The sequence below is a fragment of the Roseateles chitinivorans genome, assembly GCF_002761755.1.
In the GTDB taxonomy this organism is placed as follows: Bacteria; Pseudomonadota; Gammaproteobacteria; order Burkholderiales; family Burkholderiaceae_C; genus Roseateles; species Roseateles chitinivorans.
Window position 1 is genome coordinate 69,091 of record NZ_PEOG01000005.1, and the last position, 21,498, is coordinate 90,588.

The window sequence follows — 21,498 nt, forward strand, 5'->3', positions numbered from 1 at the left end:
TCCCATGCTGAGCAAACGCAATCCGCAGCTGAACAAGCATGGCGAGCTGATCCACCTGCTGTCCACCGAGGGCCTGCCCAAGGCCGTGCTGCACCAGATCCTGGACACGGCCGGCACCTTCCTGTCGGTCAACGACCGAGAGGTGAAGAAGGTGCCGCTGCTGCGCGGCAAGTCGGTGTTCAACCTGTTCTTCGAGAACAGCACCCGCACCCGCACCACCTTCGAGATCGCCGCCAAGCGCCTGTCCGCCGACGTCATCAACCTGGACATCGCCCGCTCCAGCACCGCCAAGGGCGAGACGCTGCTCGACACGGTGGCCAACCTCTCGGCGATGCATGCGGACATGTTCGTCGTGCGCCACAGCGAGTCGGGCGCGCCCTACCTGATCGCGCAGCATTGCGCGCCGCATGTCCACGTCGTCAACGCCGGCGATGGCCGCCATGCGCATCCGACGCAGGGCCTGCTGGACATGTACACGATCCGTCACTACAAGAAGGACTTCACCAACCTGACGGTGGCGATCGTCGGCGACATCGTGCATTCGCGGGTCGCGCGCAGCGACATCCATGCGCTCACGACGCTGGGCGTGCCGGAGATCCGCGCGGTCGGACCGAAGACGCTGGTGCCGGGCGACCTCAAGGACATGGGCGTGCGGGTCTGCCACGACATGGCCGAGGGCGTGAAGGATGCCGACGTCATCATCATGCTGCGCCTGCAGAACGAGCGCATGAGCGGCGCGATGCTGCCCAGCGCCGGCGAGTACTTCAAGAGTTTCGGCCTGACGCCCGAGAAGCTGGCGCTGGCCAAGCCCGATGCGATCGTCATGCATCCGGGTCCGATCAACCGCGGCGTGGAGATCTCCTCCACCGTCGCCGACGGCCAGCACAGCGTGATCCTGCCGCAGGTGACCTTCGGCATCGCGGTCCGCATGGCCGTCATGTCCATCCTCGCCGGGAACGAAGCATGAAGATCCTCATCCAGAACGGCCGCCTGCTCGATCCCGCCTCGGGCCTGGACCAGACCGGCGATCTCGCAATCGCGTCGGGCCGCATCGTCGGCCTGGGGCAGGTCGGCGACTTCAACGCGGACCGCGTCATCGATGCCAGCGGCCTGGTGGTCGCGCCGGGCCTGGTGGACCTGGCCGCGCGACTGCGCGAGCCGGGCCACGAGCATGAAGGCATGCTGGAGAGCGAACTGGCCGCCGCGGCCGCCGGTGGCGTCACCAGCCTGGTCTGCCCGCCCGACACCGACCCGGCGCTGGACGAGCCCGGCCTGGTGGACATGCTCAAGTTCCGCGCGCGCAAGCTCAGCCGCTGCCGGCTGTTCCCACTGGGTGCGCTGACCCGCGGCCTGGAGGGCGAGGCGCTGACCGAGATGGCCGAGCTCACCGAGTCCGGCTGCGTCGGCTTCTCGCAGGCCTATCGCCCCATCCGCAACACGCTGACCGTGCAGCGGGCCATGCAGTACGCCGCGAGCTTCGGCTACACCTTGTGGCTGCATCCGCAGGATCCGTGGCTGAGCGGCGGCGTCGCGGCCAGCGGCCCGGTGGCGACGCGCCTGGGCCTGTCGGGCGAGCCGGTCGCGGCCGAGACCATCGCGCTGCACACCATCCTGGAGCTGGTGCGCGTGACCGGCTGCCGTGTCCACCTGTGCCGCCTGAGCAGCGCCGCTGGCGTCGAGCTGGTGCGCCAGGCCAAGCGGGACGGCCTGCCGGTCACGGCGGATGTCTCGATCAACTCGCTGCACCTGAGCGACGTGGACATCGGCTACTTCAATTCCTCGATGCGGCTCACGCCGCCGCTGCGCCAGCAACGCGACCGGGCCGCGCTGCGGGCCGCGCTGGCGGACGGCACGATCGATGCGCTGGTCAGCGACCACAACCCGGTCGCGGCCGACGAGAAGACCCTGCCTTTCGCCGAGGCCACGCCCGGCGCGACCGGCCTGGAACTGCTGCTCAGCCTGGCGCTGCGCTGGGGCCAGGACGAGGGCCTGTCGCTGGCGCGGACCCTGGACACCATCACTGGCCGTCCGGTCAAGGTCCTCGGCGGCGCGCTCGGCTCGCTGGCGGCGAGCGCCGGCCGGCTGGTCGAGGGCGGCGTGGGCGACGTCGTCGTCTTCGATGCCGAGGCCAGCGGCGCGGTCACGCCGGAGCGGCTGGTCAGCCAGGGCAAGCACACGCCGTTCTCCTTCGACATCACCGGCTTCGAGCTGCCGGGCCGGGTGCGTTACACGCTGGTGGCCGGCACGGTGGCCTACGAATCGCTGGTCACCGACGTCGAGCGGACCGCCTGATGCGCGCCCTCGTCGGCGTCTGGCGCGGGCTGCGGCTGCTGGCGCACATCGCGCACGGGGTGTTCCTCGTGCAGGTGCGCTGGTCGGGCTTCGGCCCGGCCCGGCGACAGCAGCTGGTGGGCTGGTGGTCGGCGAAGCTGCTGAGGGTCCTGGGCGTGCGGCTGGAGGCGCCCGGTGCGCAGACGCCGGCGCCGCGGCTGATCACCGCGAACCATGTCTCCTGGCTGGACATCGCGGCGATCCATGCGGTGATGCCGGAGGCGCGATTCGTCTCGAAGGCGGACATCGCGGCCTGGCCGGTGGTGGGATCGCTGGCGACGGCGGTGGGCACGCTCTACATCGAGCGTGCCAGCAAGCGCGACGCGCTGCGCGTCGTGCACAAGACGGCCGAGGCGCTTGCCGGCGGCGAGACGGTGGCGGTTTTTCCAGAAGGCACGACTGGTGCCGGTTATCCGTTGCTGCCGCTGCACGGCAATCTGCTGCAGGCGGCGATCAGCACCCACACGCCGCTGCAGCCGGTGGTGCTGCGCTGGTACCAGCCGACGCAGGCTTACAGCGAGGCTGCGCAGTACATCGGCCAGATGACCCTGATCGAGAGCCTGTGGCGCATCCTGACGGCGAAGGATCTGGCGGTGGAAGTCCGCTCGCTGCCTGCGATGTCGACCGAGGGCCTGGACCGCCGCCACCTCGCCGAGGCCTTGGCCGACACGATGTCAAACGCGCTTCCCAGGCCCTGAGTCCTGGGTCGTTCGGGGACGGCAAGGCATGGGGTTTCCGCGCTTGCCGCGGAGGCCCCATGCCTTGGCGGCCAAGCGCGCGGCCGGCGGCAGGTGGGCGGCCTCCCCATCGATCACGGTCCCCCAGAGAGCGCCAGAGAGCCCAGGAGGAGGCAGCCCCCGCTCGCCGCAGCCCTCCAATCGCCCACGAGCGGGAATGCCGCATGCCCTGCGGCCGCGGTTTGATGCGAGGATCCGCCGATGCTGCTGTGCTTCGATGACGAACAGGACCTGGCCACGCGGCTGGCCAGGGAGCTGGGCCGCCCGATGGGCGTCATCACGCGACATCGTTTCCCGGATGGGGAGACCCGCGTGGTGCTGCCCCGGCCGTTGCCGAGCGACATCATCGTGCTGCGCGGGATGCAGCATCAGCCCAACGACCGCCTGGTCGAGCTGCTGATCGCGGCACCGGCCGCGCGCGGCTGGGGCGTGCGGCATCTGATGCTGGTCGCGCCCTACCTCGCCTACATGCGGCAGGACATGGAGTTCACGCCCGGCGAGGCGGTCAGCCAGCGCCACATCGCGGCGCTGCTGTCGACCTTCTTCGATCGCGTGGTGACCGTCGATCCGCACCTGCACCGGATCGCCAGCCTGGATGAGGTGATGCCACGCGGGCGCGGCGTCGCCCTGTCGGCGGCGGCCCTCCTGGGGCGCTTCATCGCCGTGCAGGTGCCCGGCGCGGTGCTGGTCGGACCGGATGAGGAGTCGGGCCAGTGGGTCGCCGAGGCGGCGCGCGCCGGCAAGCTCGAGCATGCAGTCGGCCGCAAGGTGCGCTTCGGCGACACGCAGGTGCAGCTGGCGTTTCCCGAGCTGGACGTGCGTGGGCGCTCGGTCGTGCTGCTGGACGACATGGCCTCGACCGGCCGGACGCTGATCGGCGCGGCGCGCGAGGCGCTCGAGCGCGGCGCCGCCAGCGTGGACGTCGCGGTGACGCATGCGCTGTTCAATGGTGACGCGCTGCCGGCGCTGCGCGCGGCCGGCGTGCGTCACATCTGGAGCAGCAACGCGGTGCCGCACGAGACCAACGCGGTCTGCATCGCGGAACTGCTGGCGACCGCGCTGCGCCGCAAGTAGGGCGCGGCGACAGCGCGCCGGCGAGCCCTCAGGCCTTGCCCTGGTTGGCCACCGCGGCCGCGGCCTTGGCGGCGGCTTCGGCGTCGCCCAGGTAATAGCTCTTGATCGGCTTGAGGTCCTTGTCCAGCTCGTAGACCAGCGGGATGCCGTTGGGAATATTCACGCCAACGATGTCTTCGTCGGCGATGCCGTCCAAATACTTCACGAGGGCGCGGATCGAGTTGCCATGGGCCGCGATCAGCACGCGCTGGCCCGACAGAATGGCGGGCGCGATCTGTTCGTTCCAGTAGGGCAGCACGCGGGCCACGGTGTCCTTGAGGCACTCGGTCAGCGGAATGTCCGATGGCTGCAGGCCGGCATAGCGGATGTCGCCGCGCTCGCTGCGCGGGTCCGAGGCTTCCAGCGCCGGCGGCGGGGTGTCATAGCTCCGGCGCCAGATGAGCACCTGCTCGTCGCCGTACTGCTTGGCCATGTCCGCCTTGTTCAGTCCCTGAAGGCCGCCGTAATGGCGCTCGTTCAGGCGCCAGCTGTGCCGCACCGGCAGCCACTGGCGGTCCATCTGGTCCAGGCAATGCCACAGGGTCCAGATGGCGCGCTTGAGCACGGAGGTGTGGGCCACGTCGAAGTCGACGCCCGCTTCCTTCAGCAGACGGCCCGCCTGCTTGGCCTGCTCCACCCCGGTGGGCGTCAGATCCACGTCGGTCCAGCCGGTGAAGCGGTTCTCGAGATTCCAGGTCGATTCGCCATGGCGAATCAGCACGAGCTTGTACATGGGTCTTGGGTTTCGTGAGGTTTGGCCGGGTTCCGGCAGGCCCGGCGGATTCTAGAGGCAGCCCTCCAGGGCCCCCGTCTCAAGAACCCTTCCGGACCGCCGACAACTGCTTTCGCATCGGGCGAAAGGCGTTCCACACGCCCTCGTTTGGTTCGAGAAAAGAACATGCCCACGTCGGGCATTCACGCTGTACAGGAGTACTTGCAATGATGGTGGTGAAGAGCTTGCGACTGGCGCCGGTGGCGCTGGCGCTGCTGGCGTTCGGCGCTCAGGCGCAGGGCCAGTCGGAATCGATGTTCTCGTTCTCCGGCTTCGGCACGGTCGGCCTGACGGGCACGACCAAGAATGGCGCCGAGTACGTCATCCCGGGCCAGGTCCATGGTGCCGACAAGTCGCTGAGCGGCGAGGTCGATTCCAAGCTGGGCCTGCAGGGCACGGCCAAGTTCAATGCGCAGTTTTCCGCGACCGCGCAGGTGCTGACCAAGCAGACCGGCAAGGGCGACTGGACGCCGCAGGTCGAGTGGGCCTTCGCCAAGTGGCAGGCCACGCCGGGCCTGGCGATCCGCGCCGGCCGCATGGGCGCGCCGTTCTTCGCGGTGTCCGACTTCCGCGACGTCGGATATGCCAACACCTGGCTGCGCCCGCCGATCGACGTCTACGGCCAGGTGCCGGTGAGCCACTTCGACGGCGTCGACGTCAACTGGGCCACGCAGGTCGCCGGCAAGAGCGTCTCGCTGCAGGTCTTCGGCGGCGAAAGCGCCTCCTACGTGCGCCAGACCAAGGTCGAGCTCAAGAAGATGGTGGGCGTGAACGCCACTGTCGAGCTGGCCGACGGCCTGAACCTGCGCGTGGGCCATGCGCAGGGCAAGCTGACCGCGCACAGCGCCACGGTGCGCTCGCTGGTCGGCGCGCTGCGCCAGACGCCGTTCGCCTCGGTCGGCAACGAGATCGATCCGACCGACAAGGATGCCAGCTTCTCCGGCGTGGGCCTGAGCTACGACGAAGGCCAGTGGGTCGTCGCCGCCGAGTACACCAAGCGCCGCAACGACTCCTTCGTGCCGGACACCACCGGCTGGTACACGACGGTCGGCTACCGCGTCGGCAAGTTCACGCCGTACGCGACGCTGTCGCAGCAGAAGACCGACAGCAGCAACGTCAACAACACGATCCCCGGCACGGTGGTCGTGGGTGGCTTGCCGCTGCGCGCCGTCGTCGACGCGGTCACCGCCGCGCAGAGCACGCCGCAGAAGACCATCGCCGTCGGTGTGCGCTGGGATGCCTGGCGCAACGTCGCGCTGAAGGCCCAGTACGACAGCATCAAGACCACCGGCGCCGGCCAGTTCTACAACGTCCAGCCGGGCTTCAACAACGAGCGCGTCGGCGTCTACAGCGTCGCCGTCGACTTCGTGTTCTGAGCGGAGCACAGACCGTCATGCAGTTCAACATGATCAAGCCCCTCATCGGCGCCGCGATGCTGGTCGCCGCCGTGGCCGCGCAGGCGCAGGTCGCCGTCGTGGTCAATCCGAAGAGCCCCGTCGCGTCGATGAGCGCCGACCAGGTCGCGAGCATTTTCCTGGGCAAGTCCAACCAGCTGCCCAGCGGCGCCGCCGCGCAGGCGGTGGATCTGCCGGAAAGCGCTGCGGCGCGGGAGCACTTCTATTCGAAGGCCACCGGCAAGTCCTCGGCCCAGGTGAAGGCCGCCTGGTCGCGCCTGGTGTTCTCGGGCAAGGGCACGCCGCCCAAGGAGCTGGGCAGCTCGGCCGACGTCAAGAAGTTCGTCGCCGCCAATGCCGACGCGATCGGCTACATCGAGAAGTCGGCCGTCGACGGCTCGGTGAAGGTGGTGCTGAGCGTCGATTGACGCCGGCGGGCGGGCGACCGAGGCCGCCCGCCTTGCCGCCGTGACGGTCCGCGCAGACGGGCCGGGCGGGCGCCGTCGACCTGGGGAGGTCGTTGGAGACACAGGATGAATTGGAGTCAGGCATGAACTTGAAGACCCGTATCGCGATGCTGCCGGTGCTGGCGGCGATCGTCTTCGCGGTGGGCATCGCGGTGGTGCTGTTCTTTTCGTCGCGGACCTCGGGCGCCATCCACGCGCTGGGCGAGGCCGACTATCCGTACCTGGTGGCCACCAACCAGGTGGCCGCGCAGCTGGAGGCGCTGGGCGGGACGATCCAGTCCGCCGTCGCCGAGGGCGAGAAGAAGCGCCTGGACGAGGCTGCCGAGCGCGCCGCCGCGATGCGCAAGGTGATCGCCTCGATCAAGGCCATCCCGGGGCGCGCCGATGCCGGCGCGCGGCTGGAGAGCGGCTTCGAGGCCTATTACGCCGCCTCGGTCGAGACGGCGCAGCTGTTCCTCGGCATCAAGCAGGGCGACCAGGCGGGCGCCATTCCCAGGATGCAGGCGGCGCAGAAGGCGCTGGAGCAGATGCTGGGCGACGCCCGCGCCGATGCCAAGACGACTTTCGACGCGACGCTGGCGCGCGCGGAGCAGGGCGTCGGCTCGGGCCTGTGGGCGACGGTGCTGAGCGGCCTGATCGTGGTGGTCTGCCTGGGCGCGGGGTCGTGGCTGCTGATCGCCAGCGTGTGGCGCCAGCTCGGCGGCGAGCCCGAATATGCCCGCGACGTGATGCGCCAGATGGCCGGCGGCGACCTGTCGCAGGCCATCGTGGTGGCGCCGGGCGCCGAGTCCAGCCTGCTGGCGGCGGTGCGCGACATGTCGCAGGGGCTGTCGGCGATCGTGAGCGACGTGCGCAGCGGCACCGACTCGATGACGGTGGCCTCGCGCGAGATCGCGGCAGGCAACCAGGACCTGTCGGTGCGCACCGAGAAGCAGGCCGGCTCGCTGGAGCAGACGGCCTCCAACATGCAGCAGCTGACCGAGACCGTGCGCCAGAGCGCCGACGCGGCCAGCCAGGCGAACCAGCTGGCGGGCAGCGCCGCGACCGTCGCGAAGAAGGGCGGCGAGGTCGTGGGCCAGGTGGTCTCGACGATGGACGAGATCAGCGCGAGCTCGCGCCGCATCGGCGACATCATCGGCGTCATCGACGGCATCGCCTTCCAGACCAACATCCTGGCGCTGAACGCCGCGGTCGAGGCCGCTCGCGCGGGCGAACAGGGGCGCGGTTTCGCGGTGGTGGCCGGAGAGGTGCGCTCGCTGGCGCAGCGCAGCGCGGAAGCGGCGCGCGAGATCAAGGCGCTGATCGGCGCGAGCGTGGCGCGGGTCGAGTCGGGCTCGCGGCTGGTGCAGGACGCCGGCGCGACGATGGAGGAGATCGTGGCCAGCGTGCAGCGGGTCTCGGACATCATCAGCGAGATCACCGCGGCGTCCGCCGAGCAGAGCCAGGGCATCGGCCATGTCAACGAGTCGGTGGTGCAACTGGACCAGATGACGCAGCAGAACGCGGCGCTGGTGGAGCAGGCGGCGGCCGCGGCCAACAGCCTGGAACAGCAGGCGCGGGCGCTGCAGGCGGCAGTCTCGACCTTCAAGCTGGCGTGAGCGCCGGGGGCTGTCGCGGCCCCCGGCCTTCCTATAATCCGCAGCTTTTGGATTCAACCCACGGGCCCCGCCTTGAAGTTCCTGATCGAAAACTGGTATCTCGTGCTGGCCGCGCTCACCTCGGGCGGCCTGCTGCTGTGGCCGTCGCTGCGCGGCAAGTCGGGCGGCGTGGCGACCGCCGAGGCGGTGCGCCTGGTCAATCGCGAGAAGGGCGTGCTGATCGACGTCAGCGAGCCAGCCGAGTACGCGGCCGGCCATGCCAACGGCGCCCGCAACGTGCCGCTGTCGACGTTGACTGGCACTGAACTGCCGGCCAAGCAACTGCCCAGCAACAAGGCCCTGCCGGTGGTGCTGATGTGCAAGACCGGCGCACGCGCGCAGCGCGCCGCTGGCATCCTGCAGAAACAGGGCTACGCGAACGCGGTCGCGGTCCAGGGCGGTCTGGCCGCCTGGCGCGAAGCGAGTTTGCCTGTCGAGAAGTCCGCGGCCTGATCGCCCTGGCAGCCGCACCGGCACCTGTTTTGCCGGGACACCGGACACTCGATTCGACTTTGGAGATTGGCGATGGCCGCCGTGAAGATGTATACGACCCTGGTCTGCCCGTACTGCGTGCGGGCCAAGTCCCTGCTCAAGCAGCGGGGCGTGGAGCAGATCGAGGAAGTGCGGGTGGACCTGGACCCGTCGCAGCGCGATTCGATGATCCAGCTGACCGGGCGCCGCACCGTGCCGCAGATCTTCATCGGCGACACCCATGTCGGCGGCTGCGACGACCTGATCGCGCTGGACCAGCGCGGCGGCCTGCAACCGCTGCTTCAGGCCTGAGTCCCTTGCTGGGACACTGCCCCGGCCACCTCCGGAAATGACCTCACCGGGCGGTCGCGGACGCTCGGTCATAATGCCCGCCACGGCTCGCCGCTGGCGGGCTTTTTCATTTGGATGACCCCCATGGCCGACGACAACAACGCTCCCGTGTTCCAGATCCAGCGCATGTACCTGAAGGACCTGTCGCTGGAGCAGCCCAACGCCCCGGCGATCCTGCTGGAGCAGGCCCAGCCGCAGGTCGACATCAAGCTCTCGCTGGCCGCCGAGCCGGTGGCCGAGGGCCTCTTCGAAGTCAGCGTCACCGCCACCGTCACGACCACGGTGCAGGACAAGACCCTCTTCCTGATCGAGGCCAAGCAGGCCGGCATCTTCGAGATCCGCAACCTGCCGCAGGACCAGCTCGAAGGCATCCTGGCCATCGTCTGCCCGCAGATGATCTACCCCTACCTGCGCGCGATCGTTTCGGACGTCTGCACCCGCGCCGGCTTCCCGCCGGTGATGCTGACGGAAGTGAACTTCCAGGCCATGTTCGAGGCCCAGCAGGCGCAACTGGCCGGCGGCCAGACCAACGGCGAAGCCGTCCCCAACTGATCCCCGGGGCCCATGAGCACGCCGGCCCCGCGGACCCGTCCGCCGGCCGGCGTGTTGCATTGCGGACGCCTCCTCCTCGCTCTCTCTGACCGACCATGACTGCTCCGCGCATGAAGATCAGCGTGCTCGGCGCCGGTGCCTGGGGCACGGCGCTGGCGATCGCCGCGAGCGCGCGCCACGAGCTACTGCTATGGGCGCGCGACGCCGACGCGATCGCCGCGATGCGCACCGCCGGCCGCAACGACCGCTACCTGCCCGATGCGGCGCTGCCTGCGACGCTCGGCCTGACCGACGACCTCGAGGAAGCGCTGGCGCACGGCCGCGACGGCCTTCTCGTCATCGCGACACCGATGTCGGGCTTGCGCGGCATGCTGGCGCGGCTGCCCGATGGCGCGCGCGCGCTGTGGCTGTGTAAGGGCTTCGAGGCCGGCACCGGCCTGCTGGGTCACGAGATCGCCCGCGAGGTCGCGCCGCGGCTGGCCGCCGGCGTCCTGTCGGGTCCCAGCTTCGCGCAGGAAGTGGCGGCCGGTCAGCCGACGGCGCTGGTGTCCGCCTCGGTGGATGCCGCGCTGGCGCAACTCGGCGTGTCGGCTTTCCACAGCGAGCGGCTGCGGGTGTACTCGTCGGCTGATCCTGTCGGTGTCGAGGTGGGCGGCGCGGTCAAGAACGTGATGGCGATCGCCGTGGGCATCGCCGACGGCCTGCGGCTGGTCGCCGAGACCCAGGGTCGACAGGGGCCCGGGTTGAACGCCCGCGCCGCGCTGATCACGCGCGGCCTGGCGGAGATGCAGCGGCTCGCGCTGGCGCTGGGTGCGCAGCCCGAGACGCTGCTGGGGCTGGCCGGCCTGGGCGACTTGGTGCTGACCGCCACCGGCGATCTCTCGCGCAACCGCCGCGTCGGCCTGCTGCTGGCCGAGGGCCTGGACCTGCCGGCCATCCTCGCGAAGCTGGGCCATGTCGCCGAGGGCGTCTACAGCGCGCCGACGGTGCTGGCACGGGCCCGCAGCGCCGGTGTCGACATGCCGATCACCGCGGCGGTCGTCGAGCTGCTCGAAGGCCGGTTGACGCCGCAGGAGGCCCTGGACGCGCTGATGGGGCGCCAGGCCAAGTCCGAATGGTGAGGGCGAGGCATGAGGCCAGGCATGAGGCCAGGCACGGGAGGCAACGCATGAGGGTCAGGGCAGGGGTCGGCTCATGAAGCGGCGAGACCTGATCGCCGCCAGCGCCGCGACCGCGGCCACCGCAGCGGGCGCTGGCCTCGGCGTGATGGCGATGCCTGCGGTCGCCGCCGCCGGCTCGTGGCCGTCGCGACCGGTGCGACTAGTAGTGCCGTTTCCGGGCGGCAGTTCGCCGGACCTGGTCGCCCGCTACCTCGCCGAGCCGCTCGCTCATGCGCTCGGCCAGCCGGTGGTGGTCGACAACAAGCCGGGGGCCGGCGGCAACATCGGCACCGGCGCGGTCGCCAAGGCCGCGCCCGACGGCCACACGCTGCTGTTCACCATCCAGGGGCCGCTGATCACCGCGCCGCTGCTGGCGAAGTCGCTGCCCTATGACCCGCAGCGGGAGCTGCGCGCGGTCAGCTTCATCGCCAGCTCGCCGAACGTGCTGGTCGTGCCGCCGTCGCTGGGCGTGGACACGCTCGCGCAGTTCGTCGCGCTGGCCAAGCGGCGCGCCGGCGAACTCAACTACGGCAGCGTCGGCAACGGCAGCGCCGCACATCTGGCGATGGCGTCGTTCATCGCTCGCGCGGGCCTGGCGATGGTGCATGTGCCGTATGCCGGATTCCCGCAGGTCGTCAGCGCCATGCTCGCCGGCCAGATCCACGCCGGGTTCATGGTGCCGGCCATCGCGATGCCGCAGGTGCGGGCCGGCAAGTTGAAGGCGCTCGCCGTGACCAGCGCCGGCCGCTTCGGCGCGCTCGCGGAACTGCCGACCGTCGCCGAGTCCGGCTATCCCGGCTTCGAGGCCACCTCGTGGCAGGCGCTGCTGGCGCCGGCCGGCACGCCCGAGGCGATCGTGCGGCGGCTGTCGGACGAGGTGGTGCGGATCGTCCGCGGCGAGGCCTTCCGGCGCGAGCTGCTGCCGCTGTTCTTCAGCGCGGCAGGCACCTCGCCGGAGGGGCTGGACAGCCTGATGCGCGACGAGCGTCAGCGCTGGGGCGCGCTCGTCAGGCAATTGAAGCTCGAGCGGGAATGAGCGATTGAGCGTCGAGGCGGCGCTCGCCTCCACGCCCGGCCCTTTCCCACCTTGGCGGCGAGGGAGCCGCCAGCGCCGAGGCGTTCCCGGCGAGCGAGCGGCTCGCCGCCGCGCTCAGACGCCGTCCGCGTAGCCGTTCTGGCGCCAGCCTTCGAAGACCGACACCGCCACCGCATTGCTCAGGTTCAGGCTGCGCTGGCCGGCGCGCATCGGCAGCCGCACGCGCTGCTCGAGCGGGAAGCCATCGCGCAGCGCCGGCGGCAGGCCGGAGGTCTCGCAGCCGAAAACCAGCCAGTCGCCCGGCTTCAACGCCACTGTCTGCAGCAGGCGGCTGCCGCGCGTGGTGAAGGCGAACAGCCGTGTCGGATCCGGCTGTTCCGTCGCGAGGAAGCGGGCCCAGTCCGCGTGCCGCAGCACCGGCGCGTACTCGTGATAGTCGAGGCCGGCGCGCTGCAGCAGCTTGTCCTCCATCGAGAAGCCCAGCGGCTCGATCAGATGCAGCCGGCAGCCGGTGTTGGCCGCGAGCCGGATCACGTTGCCGGTGTTGGGCGGGATCTCCGGATGGACCAGCACGATGTTGAACATGGGGCGAGGCTCTTTCGCTCTTTGTTGAGGACTACGGGGTGCGCGCGACCACCCAGGCCTGCACGTCCGCCGCGCCGGCGCGGCGCAGCGCGAGCGCGGCCTCGTGCAGCGTGGCGCCGCTGGTCATGACGTCGTCGACGATCGCGACACGCAGCCCGCGCACCGGCTTCATCACCGCGAAAGCGCCGCGCAGGTTGCTCCGGCGCCGGTCCAGCGGCAGCCGCGCTTGCTGCGCGGTGTCACGCAGGCGCAGCAGCGTCCGCGCGCAAAGTCGCGATTGTCGCTCGACGCCGTCCGCGGCCCGCGGCCACGCGAGCCGGCGGGCGATCTCATGCGCCTGGTTGTAGCCGCGCTCGCGCAGCCGCTCGGTCGACAGCGGCACCGGCAGGATCAGGTCGGGCGCGTCGACGCCGGCTCGCGCCAGGGCGAGCGACAGACGCCTGGCCAGCAGCGGTGCGACTTCCAGCTGCTCGCCGAACTTGAGCGCCAGCAGCAGCCGGTCCCAGGGGAAGCGGTAATCCATCGCCGCCACGCAGCGCGACAACGGCGGCGGTTGCCGCGCGCAACGGCCGCAGCGCAGCGAACGGAGATCGGACGCCGCGGCGCGCGCAGCGCCCGGTGGCAGGCGCAAGGCGCAGAGCGCGCAACGCGGCCGGGCATCGGGCGGATGCAGCGCATCGCAATCGGCGCAGGTGCCGCCGCGGCACCAGCGGCGACACAGCGCGCATTGACCGGGCCAGCGCCACGGGCCGCCGAGGCGCTCCACGAGCGCCCGGCCGACCGGTCCGATCCGCGCGATACCGCACGCCATCGGGGATCGCAGCAAAGTCCGGCGTCGGGTCGGGTCAAGCATGCCCACCTACAATCGCGCCCCATGACTGGAGACGAGGCCTTGCCGCCGGGCACACAGCAGATCGATGCGAGCGCGGCGCAACGGCAGCGTCGCCGCCTGGCCGCGTCCGAGGAGGCGCCCTGGCTGCATCAGGAGGTCGCCACGCGCATGCTGGACCGGCTGCCGGTGATCCGGCTGCAACCGACCGCGGTGCTGCAGAGCCGCCCCTCCATCGGCGGCGGCGACGCGGGGCTCCGCCAGCACTATCCGCAAGCGACGCAGCTCTGGCTCGAACCCGATGCCCAGGTCCGCGCGCTGTTGCAGCAGCGCCTCAAGCGCGGCTTCATGCAATCGGTGATGGACAAGCTGCGCGGCGGCGCGCCGACCGAGCTGGTCGCGGAGCCGCCCGCAGGTGCGGCGCAGCTGGCGTGGTCCAACATGGAACTGCATGCCGAGGCCGACAAGCCGGCGCTGATGAAGGGCTGGCAGGCCGGCCTGGCGGTCGAAGGCTGCCTGATGTTCTCGTGCCTCGGGCCGGACAGCTTCATCGAGCTGCGTCCGATCTTCGCCCGCGAAGGCTGGGGCGTGCCGGCGCCGGACTGGGTCGACATGCACGACCTGGGCGACATGCTGGTGCATGCCGGCTTCGCCGATCCGGTGATGGACCAGGAGCACCTTCGCCTGACCTGGGGCTCGCCCGAGGACCTGCTGCGCGATCTGCGCGCACTCGGCGGCAATCTCGCGCCGGCCCGCGTGCGCGGTCTGCGCACGAAGGGATGGCGCGCGCGGCTGCTGGGCGCGCTCGAGGCGCTGCGCGGCGGCGACGGCCGGCTCTCCTTGAGCATCGAGCTGGTCTATGGTCATGCGTTCAAGCCTCAGCCGAAGGTGAAGGTCGCGGCCACCACCGAGGTGTCGCTCGAGCAGATGCGGGCCATGGTCCGCGGCGCGGGCAAACACTGACCCCCATCGCGCGCGGCCTCGGCTAGGGCTCGCGCGAGGGCGTCGCGACAGAGGGCGAAGGCCCCTCTGTCTGAGGGTAATCCTGGGCCGTTCGGCCCTCTGGGGGCGGTCATAGTGCGCCAGAGGGGTGGGCTAGAATCCGCGCCCGACTGGAGTACGTCTGCTGGCCCCGTAGGTTTCCGCCACCGCTTGGCGCCGAAGCCCGCGCTACAAGCGGGCTCGAGCGCCGAAGCCGCCTGGAGGAGACCCGGGTGACAAGAGCTTGAGAAAGACTGGATAAAGAGACGACCATGACGATTGAACACAGTTGTGTGCAACTGGGGCGCCGCTGCAGCCAGCTCGCGTTCGGCCTGACGGCCGCGCTGGCCAGCCAGGTCGCCTTGGCGGTCAACGACCTCCCCGGAGGTCCGGCCGTCAACCAGCTGAATCTGCATCCGCCGGTCACCAAGATCGCGCATGAGCAGATGTGGCTGCACAACATGATGCTGATCCTGTGCCTGGCGATCTTCATCGCCGTGTTCGGGGTCATGTTCTATTCGATCTTCAAGCACCGGAAGTCCAAGGGCGCGGTATCCGCCAACTTCCATGAGAGCGTGAAGGTCGAGATCGCCTGGACCGTCGTGCCCTTCATCATCGTCATCCTGATGGCGCTGCCCGCCACCAAGGTCGTCGTGGCGATGAAGGACACCACCAACTCCGACCTCACCATCAAGGCCACCGGCTACCAGTGGAAGTGGGGCTACGACTACCTGAAGGGCGAGGGCGAGGGCATCGGCTTCGTGTCGACGCTGGACGCCTCGCACCGCGCGCTGTCGGACTCCGGCCATCCCGGCCAGGTCGACAACTACCTGCTCAAGGTGGACAACCCGCTGGTGGTGCCGGTGGGCAAGAAGATCCGCATCATCACGACGGCCGACGACGTCATCCACGCGTGGATGGTGCCGGCCTTCGGCGTCAAGCAGGATGCGATCCCCGGCTACGTGCGCGACACCTGGTTCAAGGCCGAGCAGACCGGCGATTTCTACGGCCAGTGCGCCGAGCTCTGCGGCAAGGAGCACGCCTACATGCCGATCCACGTCAAGGTGCTCAGCGCCAAGGACTATTCCGCATGGGTCGACGGCGAGATGAAGAAGATCGCCGCCAAGGCGGACGACCCGAGCAAGGTCTGGACGATGGACGAGTTGATGGCCCGCGGCCAGAAGCTGTTCGACGCCAACTGCGCCGTCTGCCACAAGGCCGACGGCAAGGGCGCGGGCCAGTTCCCGGCGCTGGACGGCTCGGCGATCGTCAAGGCCGAGGACCACGCCGCGCAGCTGCACCTGGTGCTCAACGGCAAGGGCCAGATGCCCGCCTGGAAGGGCGTGCTGAAGGACAGCGAGATCGCCGCCGTCGTGACCTACACGAAGAACGCCTGGTCCAACAAGACCGGCCAGCTGATCCAGCCCGCGGAAGTCGTGGCCGAGCGCGCCAAGTGAGGCGCGCCGCCTGATCCGCCGAGCTTGACCCGCTGATCGCAAGAACGCGTTTGAACGCCAGCCCGTCCTCCGGGACAGGCAGCCACCGAGGATTTGACATGAGTGCAGTGCTCGACCACCCGACCGGTCATGCCCATGACCATGACGATCACCACGACCACCATGCCCCGACGGGCTGGCGGCGCTGGGTCTTCGCGACCAACCACAAGGACATCGGCACGCTGTACCTGCTGTTCAGCTTCACGATGCTGATGATCGGCGGGACGCTGGCGCTGTGCATCCGCGCCGAGCTGTTCCAGCCGGGCCTGCAGTTCTTCAATCCGGAACTGTTCAACCAGTTCACGACGATGCACGGCCTGATCATGGTGTTCGGCGCGATCATGCCGGCCTTCGTCGGCTTCGCGAACTGGATGATCCCGCTGCAGATCGGCGCGTCCGACATGGCCTTCGCGCGGATGAACAACTTCAGCTTCTGGCTGATGATCCCCGCGGCCATCATGCTGGTGGCGTCGTTCTTCATGCCCGGCGGCGCGCCCGCCGCGGGCTGGACGCTCTACGCGCCGCTGACGCTGCAGATGGGCCCGTCGATGGACGCCGGCATCTTCGCGATGCACATCCTGGGCGCCTCGTCGATCATGGGCTCGATCAACATCATCGTGACCATCCTCAACATGCGCGCCCCCGGCATGACGCTGATGAAGATGCCGATGTTCGCGTGGACCTGGCTCATCACCGCCTACCTGCTGATCGCGGTGATGCCGGTGCTGGCCGGCGCGATCACGATGACGCTGACGGACCGCCACTTCGGCACCAGCTTCTTCACGCCCGCGGGCGGCGGCGACCCGGTGATGTACCAGCACATCTTCTGGTTCTTCGGCCACCCCGAGGTCTACATCATGATCCTGCCGGCGTTCGGCATCGTGAGCCAGATCGTCCCGGCCTTCGCCCGCAAGCGCCTGTTCGGCTACGCCTCGATGGTGTACGCGACCGCCTCGATCGCGATCCTGTCCTTCATCGTGTGGGCGCACCACATGTTCGCCACCGGCATGCCGGTGACCGGGCAGCTGTTCTTCATGTACGCGACGATGCTGATCGCGGTGCCCACCGGCGTGAAGATCTTCAACTGGCTGGCGACGATGTGGCGCGGCTCGATGACCTTCGAGACCCCGATGCTGTGGGCCGTGGGCTTCATCTTCGTGTTCACGATGGGCGGCTTCACCGGCCTGATCTGCGCGATGGCGCCGATCGACATCCAGATCCAGGACACCTACTACGTCGTCGCCCACTTCCACTACGTGCTGGTGGCCGGCTCGCTGTACGCGCTGTTCGCCGGCGTCTACTACTGGGGACCGAAGTGGACCGGCGTCATGTATTCGGAGACGCGCGGCAAGATCCACTTCTGGGGCTCGCTGATCACCTTCAACGTGACCTTCTTCCCGATGCACTTCCTGGGCCTGGCCGGCATGCCGCGCCGCTACGCCGACTACCCGATGCAGTTCGCCGACTTCAACGCGCTCGCGTCGATCGGCGCCTTCGGCTTCGGCCTGATGCAGGTCTACTTCTTCGTCTTCGTCGTGATCCCGATGATGCGTGGCAAGGGCGCGAAGGCGCCGCAGAAGCCGTGGGAAGCGGCCGAGGGCCTGGAATGGGAAGTGCCGTCGCCGGCGCCGTTCCACACCTTCGAGACGCCGCCCAAGCTGGACGTCACCGCCACGAGGATCATCGGCTGAGCGCCAGGAACGAGGAGTGGCAGCGATGGCCCCGACGCCCGAGCAACGCAAGAGCAACCTGCGCCTGGCGCTGATCCTGGCCAGCGTGGCCGCCGTCTTCGCGATCGGCTTCGTGGCCAAGATCGTGCTGTACGGCGCGGCCTGAGCGCGCACGGTTCCGGCCCGCAGAGATCGCCATGAGCCCGCCCGCCAGCAAGCTCGCCGCCTGGATCCGCCGGGAGAACCTGCGGATGACCGGCAAGCTGCTGGTGGTGGTGGCGGTGATGTCGTGCTTCGGCTATGCGCTGGTGCCGATGTACCGCGCGATCTGCACCGCGCTGGGCATCAACGTGCTGTCGCTGTCCGAGCGCCAGCATGCGGTGCGCGCCGAGGATGTGAAGAACACGCAGATCGACTACAGCCGCCAGATCACGATCGAGTTCGACGCCAATGCCCGCGGTCCCTGGGATTTCAAGCCGGCCAAGCGCCACCTGACGGTCCACCCGGGCGAGCTGACGACGGTGATGTACACCTTCCAGAACATCCAGCAGCGGACCATGTCGGCGCAGGCGATCCCGAGCTACGCACCGAAGCAGGCGACGCCCTACTTCAACAAGCTCGAATGCTTCTGCTTCAACGAATACACGCTGAAGCCGGGCGAGCAGAAGGAGTGGCCGGTGGTCTTCGTCATCGACCCCAAGATCCCGAAGGACGTGCGCACGATCACGCTGTCGTACACCTTCTTCGAGGTGGCGGGGAAGGGCAAGGCCCAGGCCGCGGCGACGGTGGACGCGAAGGGGCGGCCGGGCGCCTGAGCGCCGGGCGGTGGAAACGACGATGGCCGACGAGCTCAAGCCGGGCGAGGATCTGAAGCGGGCGATGCAGCGCAAGGGCTCGTTCCTGGGCACGCTGCGGGCGGTGGCCTGGTCCTTCTTCGGCGTGAGGAAGGGCTCGGAATACGAGAAGGATGTGTCGCAGCTCAACCCGCTGCACGTGATCGCGGCGGGCGTGCTCGCGGCGGTCCTGTTCGTGCTGGGATTGATCCTGCTGGTCCGCTGGGTGGTGAGCAGCGGTGCGGCAATGAACTGAGAACTGAGTTCGAGGAGAAGAACGCATGTCGGCAACGACGACTCATGGCAATCAGCCTTATTACTTCGTGCCCGGCCCGTCCCGGCATCCGGCGATGGCCGCCTTCGGCCTGTTCTGGGTGATCCTGGGCGCGGGGCAGTGGGTCAACGGCCACGACTGGGGCAAGTGGTCGCTGCTGTTCGGCCTGCTGTGGTGGGCCTTCACGCTCAAGCAGTGGTTCGGCGACGCCATCCGCGAGAGCGAGAGCGGCCAGTACAGCGACCGGATCGACGTGTCCTTCCGCTGGAGCATGGGCTGGTTCATCTTCTCGGAAGTGATGTTCTTCGCCGCCTTCTTCGGCGCGCTGTTCTGGTCGCGCGGCTACAGCATCCCGACGCTGGGCAGCCTGGACAACGCGCTGCTGTGGCCCGACTTCAACGGCCTGTGGCCCAGCGTGGCGGCCGGCGCGACGGCTTCGCCGGCGGGCACGGTGGACGCGTTCTCGACGATGGGCCCGTGGCCGATCCCGACGATCAACACCGCGCTGCTGCTGACCTCGGGCGTGACGCTGACGATCGCGCACCATGCGCTGATCGCCGGCAAGCGCGCCAAGACGATCGGCTGGATGTGGGCGACGGTGCTGCTGGGCTTCGTGTTCCTGTGCTTCCAGGGCTACGAGTACTGGCATGCGTACCAGGAACTGAACCTGAAGCTGAGCTCGGGCATCTTCGGCTCGACCTTCTTCATGCTGACCGGCTTCCACGGCTTCCATGTGTTCGTCGGCATGCTGATGCTGCTGTTCATCACGCTGCGCCTGATGAAGGGCCACTTCACGCCGGAGCGCCACTTCGGTTTCGAGGGCGCGGCCTGGTACTGGCACTTCGTGGACGTCGTCTGGCTGGGCCTGTACGTGATCGTCTACTGGATGTGATCGCGCGGACCGGCGCGGTCCGACGCTGAAAGACGAAGCGCCGCTCGAAGCGGCGCTTTGCTTTTCCGGTCCTGCCCCCCGCGCGAGCCGGTCGCTCGCCGGTCAATCGAGGGTCAATCGCCGGTCGATTGCCGATCACTTGCCGGTCACTTGCCCAGGGGCAGCCCGGTCGGATGGATCCAGCCCATCCAGGCGCTGAAGAGGATGAACAGGAACAGCGCCACTGACAGTCCGACGCGCACCGCCAACGCGCGGGCCATGGTGGCCTTGCCCTTCTGCTTGCGCAGCATCAGGACGCCGGCGGAGAACAGCGCGCCCAGGATGCCGATGAACGCGATGAGGACGATGACTTTCATGGCGGATGATTATTCCCACCGCGACCCGATGCGGCCATCGGGCCGGCCCCGAAGGCGGCATGGCGTCGTGGTGATCGCGACGCTGGCCGGCGTGACGGCGGCGCTCGCGCTCGGCCTCTGGCAACTCGATCGCGCGGACCAGAAAAAGGCGATGCAACGCGCGATCGACGAACGCGGCCGGCAGGCGCCGCTCGTGACCGCGGCGCTGCCGTCCGCGGCCGAACCGCCCGCGCCGGGGCTCGAGCATCGCCGCGCCGCCGTGGTCGGGCGCTGGGATGCGGCGCACACGATCTACCTCGACAACCGGGTGATGGACGGCCACACCGGCTTCTACGTCGTGACGCCGCTGCGGCTGGCCGGCCGCGACGAGGCGATCCTGGTGCAGCGCGGTTGGGCGCCTCGCAATGCGGCGCGGCGCGAAGCGCTGCCGCCGGTGGCGACGCCGACGGGCGAGGTGCGGATCGCCGGCCGGCTCGCGCTGTCGGCGTCGCGGGCCTATGCGCTGGGGCGGGACGCGGAGCTGGGGCCGATCCGGCAGAATGTCGACCTCGCGGCCTTCCAGGCCGAGACGGGGCTGCGCCTGCTGCCGCTGGTGATGCTCCAGACGGAGCCGGACCCGCTGAGCGGTGCCGACGGCACCGACGGCCTGCGCCGCCACTGGCCACCGCCGGCGGTCGACATCCACAAGCATTACGGGTACGCGTTTCAATGGTTTGCGCTCGCGGCGCTGATCCTGGGTCTCTATGTCTGGTTCCAAGTCCTCGCTCCCCATCGGGCTGGCCGAGCCGCCCGCACCGACGAATCCCCCGATGAGCAGCGCCATGCATGACGGTCGCGCGCACGGCCAGGACGCGGCGCCGGCGCCGGTCGACACGCCGCTGCCGCCGGACGGCCCGGTGACGCTGGCGGTGCATTCGGTGCCGATGCCCGACCTCGATCCTCCGAAGCGCTCGCGCTGGACGCTGTGGCTGGTGCTGCTGGTCTGCGCCGCGCCGGTGGTCGCGTCCTACTTCAGCTTCTACGTGCTGGACCTGCGCGGTCGCGCCTACGGCGACCTGATCCAGCCAACACGCGACCTGCCGGCCTCGCTGGCGCTGACCGACCTGAAGGGCGCGCCGGTGGCGGCCGTGTCCCTGCACGGGCAATGGTTGCTGACCTACGTGCCGGACCGCGCCTGCGACGAAGGCTGCGAGCGCATGCTGTTCATGCAGCGTCAACTGCGCGAGATGCTCGGCAAGGACCGCGACCGGCTCGACAAGCTGGTGCTGGTGCCCGACGACGTCAATCTGACGCCGGCGCAGATCGACGCGCTCACCGCGCATGGCGCGCCGGCCACGGTGCTGCGCGCGCCGCGGGCGGCGATCGAGGGCTGGCTGATGGCCGCGCCCGGGCACCGGATGGGCGAGCACCTGTTCCTGGTCGACCCGATGGGGCGCTGGATGCTGCGCACGCCCGCGACGCCGGAGCCGTCGGCGGTGAAGAAGGACCTGGAGCGCCTGATGCGGGCCAATGCCGGCTGGGACAAGCCGGGCCGCTGACGGCGTCGAAGGAACAGGACCCC

At 69.5% G+C, this 21,498-nt stretch carries 25 protein-coding genes; 21 read left to right on the plus strand and 4 right to left on the minus strand.

Going from position 1 to position 21,498, the window contains the following annotated elements:
• Positions 1-4 precede the first annotated feature (4 nt).
• The 4 genes from CS062_RS00750 (at position 5) to CS062_RS00765 (ending at position 4,142) form a co-directional block, all read left to right on the plus strand.
• Positions 5-967 carry an aspartate carbamoyltransferase catalytic subunit gene (locus CS062_RS00750; RefSeq protein WP_091726920.1) on the plus strand — a complete coding sequence of 321 codons (963 nt, stop codon included), beginning with the start codon at positions 5-7 and terminating at the stop codon, positions 965-967.
• Positions 964-2,292, plus strand: a complete 1,329-nt coding sequence (locus CS062_RS00755; protein ID WP_099859571.1) for a dihydroorotase — start codon at positions 964-966, stop codon at positions 2,290-2,292. Before CS062_RS00750 ends, CS062_RS00755 begins: the two co-directional genes overlap by 4 nt.
• Positions 2,292-3,029, plus strand: coding sequence for a lysophospholipid acyltransferase family protein (locus tag CS062_RS00760; RefSeq protein ID WP_099859572.1), 738 nt, complete (start codon positions 2,292-2,294; stop codon positions 3,027-3,029). Before CS062_RS00755 ends, CS062_RS00760 begins: the two co-directional genes overlap by 1 nt.
• A 240-nt stretch (positions 3,030-3,269) precedes the next feature.
• Positions 3,270-4,142: a ribose-phosphate diphosphokinase gene (locus tag CS062_RS00765; RefSeq protein WP_099859573.1), complete on the plus strand. Its 873-nt coding sequence runs from the start codon at positions 3,270-3,272 to the stop codon at positions 4,140-4,142.
• 28 nt (positions 4,143-4,170) lie between these two features.
• On the opposite strand, the gene gpmA is transcribed toward CS062_RS00765, so the two are convergent.
• Positions 4,171-4,914 carry a 2,3-diphosphoglycerate-dependent phosphoglycerate mutase gene (gpmA, locus tag CS062_RS00770; RefSeq protein WP_099859574.1) on the minus strand — a complete coding sequence of 248 codons (744 nt, stop codon included), beginning with the start codon at positions 4,912-4,914 and terminating at the stop codon, positions 4,171-4,173.
• Positions 4,915-5,120: 206 nt separating this feature from the next.
• Here gpmA and CS062_RS00775 point away from each other — a divergent pair, with 206 nt between their 5' ends.
• The 8 genes from CS062_RS00775 to CS062_RS00810 all read left to right on the plus strand — a co-directional run bounded on the left by CS062_RS00775 (position 5,121) and on the right by CS062_RS00810 (position 12,021).
• Positions 5,121-6,329: a porin gene (locus CS062_RS00775; protein WP_099859575.1), complete on the plus strand. Its 1,209-nt coding sequence runs from the start codon at positions 5,121-5,123 to the stop codon at positions 6,327-6,329.
• Between the two features lie 29 nt (positions 6,330-6,358).
• A complete protein-coding gene (locus tag CS062_RS00780; protein ID WP_099859672.1) occupies positions 6,359-6,775 on the plus strand; it encodes a type 2 periplasmic-binding domain-containing protein in 417 nt (138 codons plus the stop codon).
• Between the two features lie 122 nt (positions 6,776-6,897).
• Positions 6,898-8,412 carry a methyl-accepting chemotaxis protein gene (locus tag CS062_RS27240; RefSeq protein WP_099859576.1) on the plus strand — a complete coding sequence of 505 codons (1,515 nt, stop codon included), beginning with the start codon at positions 6,898-6,900 and terminating at the stop codon, positions 8,410-8,412.
• Between the two features lie 72 nt (positions 8,413-8,484).
• Positions 8,485-8,904 carry a rhodanese-like domain-containing protein gene (locus CS062_RS00790; RefSeq protein ID WP_099859577.1) on the plus strand — a complete coding sequence of 140 codons (420 nt, stop codon included), beginning with the start codon at positions 8,485-8,487 and terminating at the stop codon, positions 8,902-8,904.
• 72 nt (positions 8,905-8,976) lie between these two features.
• Entirely contained in the window at positions 8,977-9,234 is a 258-nt protein-coding gene (gene grxC / locus CS062_RS00795) for a glutaredoxin 3 (RefSeq protein WP_099859578.1), read from the plus strand.
• A 123-nt stretch (positions 9,235-9,357) separates the two neighbouring features.
• On the plus strand, positions 9,358-9,825 hold the full coding sequence (gene secB / locus CS062_RS00800) for a protein-export chaperone SecB (RefSeq protein WP_099859579.1): 468 nt from the start codon (positions 9,358-9,360) through the stop codon (positions 9,823-9,825).
• 110 nt (positions 9,826-9,935) lie between these two features.
• A complete protein-coding gene (locus CS062_RS00805) occupies positions 9,936-10,946 on the plus strand; it encodes an NAD(P)H-dependent glycerol-3-phosphate dehydrogenase (protein ID WP_099859580.1) in 1,011 nt (336 codons plus the stop codon).
• Positions 10,947-11,019: 73 nt separating this feature from the next.
• Entirely contained in the window at positions 11,020-12,021 is a 1,002-nt protein-coding gene (locus CS062_RS00810) for a Bug family tripartite tricarboxylate transporter substrate binding protein (RefSeq protein WP_099859581.1), read from the plus strand.
• Positions 12,022-12,135: 114 nt separating this feature from the next.
• Here the strand turns inward: CS062_RS00810 and CS062_RS00815 are convergent, their stop codons facing one another.
• Together CS062_RS00815 and CS062_RS00820 are read right to left on the minus strand one after the other, a co-directional pair.
• Complete coding sequence (locus tag CS062_RS00815; protein WP_099859582.1) at positions 12,136-12,606, minus strand: tRNA (cytidine(34)-2'-O)-methyltransferase; 471 nt, start codon at positions 12,604-12,606, stop codon at positions 12,136-12,138.
• Positions 12,607-12,637: 31 nt separating this feature from the next.
• A complete protein-coding gene (locus tag CS062_RS00820) occupies positions 12,638-13,417 on the minus strand; it encodes a ComF family protein (protein WP_099859583.1) in 780 nt (259 codons plus the stop codon).
• A 63-nt stretch (positions 13,418-13,480) separates the two neighbouring features.
• Between CS062_RS00820 and CS062_RS00825 the strand changes: the two genes are divergently transcribed.
• The 7 genes from CS062_RS00825 to CS062_RS00850 all read left to right on the plus strand — a co-directional run bounded on the left by CS062_RS00825 (position 13,481) and on the right by CS062_RS00850 (position 19,581).
• Entirely contained in the window at positions 13,481-14,398 is a 918-nt protein-coding gene (locus CS062_RS00825; protein ID WP_233217845.1) for a biotin synthase, read from the plus strand.
• Between the two features lie 290 nt (positions 14,399-14,688).
• Positions 14,689-15,873, plus strand: coding sequence for a cytochrome c oxidase subunit II (coxB, locus tag CS062_RS00830; protein ID WP_099859584.1), 1,185 nt, complete (start codon positions 14,689-14,691; stop codon positions 15,871-15,873).
• A 98-nt stretch (positions 15,874-15,971) separates the two neighbouring features.
• The gene (gene ctaD, locus CS062_RS00835) at positions 15,972-17,603 is read left to right on the plus strand and encodes a cytochrome c oxidase subunit I (RefSeq protein WP_099859585.1); all 1,632 of its coding nucleotides are present in this window, start codon (positions 15,972-15,974) and stop codon (positions 17,601-17,603) included.
• 25 nt (positions 17,604-17,628) lie between these two features.
• Positions 17,629-17,748: a cytochrome oxidase small assembly protein gene (locus CS062_RS26710; protein WP_233217846.1), complete on the plus strand. Its 120-nt coding sequence runs from the start codon at positions 17,629-17,631 to the stop codon at positions 17,746-17,748.
• A 31-nt stretch (positions 17,749-17,779) separates the two neighbouring features.
• Complete coding sequence (locus CS062_RS00840; RefSeq protein ID WP_099859586.1) at positions 17,780-18,397, plus strand: cytochrome c oxidase assembly protein; 618 nt, start codon at positions 17,780-17,782, stop codon at positions 18,395-18,397.
• Positions 18,398-18,419: 22 nt separating this feature from the next.
• Positions 18,420-18,671 carry a DUF2970 domain-containing protein gene (locus tag CS062_RS00845; RefSeq protein ID WP_099859587.1) on the plus strand — a complete coding sequence of 84 codons (252 nt, stop codon included), beginning with the start codon at positions 18,420-18,422 and terminating at the stop codon, positions 18,669-18,671.
• Positions 18,672-18,696: 25 nt separating this feature from the next.
• Positions 18,697-19,581: a cytochrome c oxidase subunit 3 gene (locus CS062_RS00850; protein WP_099859588.1), complete on the plus strand. Its 885-nt coding sequence runs from the start codon at positions 18,697-18,699 to the stop codon at positions 19,579-19,581.
• 146 nt (positions 19,582-19,727) lie between these two features.
• On the opposite strand, the gene CS062_RS00855 is transcribed toward CS062_RS00850, so the two are convergent.
• Positions 19,728-19,937, minus strand: coding sequence for a DUF2909 domain-containing protein (locus CS062_RS00855; protein ID WP_091726850.1), 210 nt, complete (start codon positions 19,935-19,937; stop codon positions 19,728-19,730).
• Here CS062_RS00855 and CS062_RS00860 point away from each other — a divergent pair.
• The gene (locus CS062_RS00860) at positions 19,936-20,766 is read left to right on the plus strand and encodes an SURF1 family protein (RefSeq protein ID WP_233217848.1); all 831 of its coding nucleotides are present in this window, start codon (positions 19,936-19,938) and stop codon (positions 20,764-20,766) included. The two genes, CS062_RS00855 and CS062_RS00860, sit on opposite strands and share 2 nt — an antisense overlap.
• A complete protein-coding gene (locus CS062_RS00865) occupies positions 20,747-21,475 on the plus strand; it encodes an SCO family protein (protein ID WP_233217849.1) in 729 nt (242 codons plus the stop codon). Before CS062_RS00860 ends, CS062_RS00865 begins: the two co-directional genes overlap by 20 nt.
• Positions 21,476-21,498: the final 23 nt, after the last annotated feature.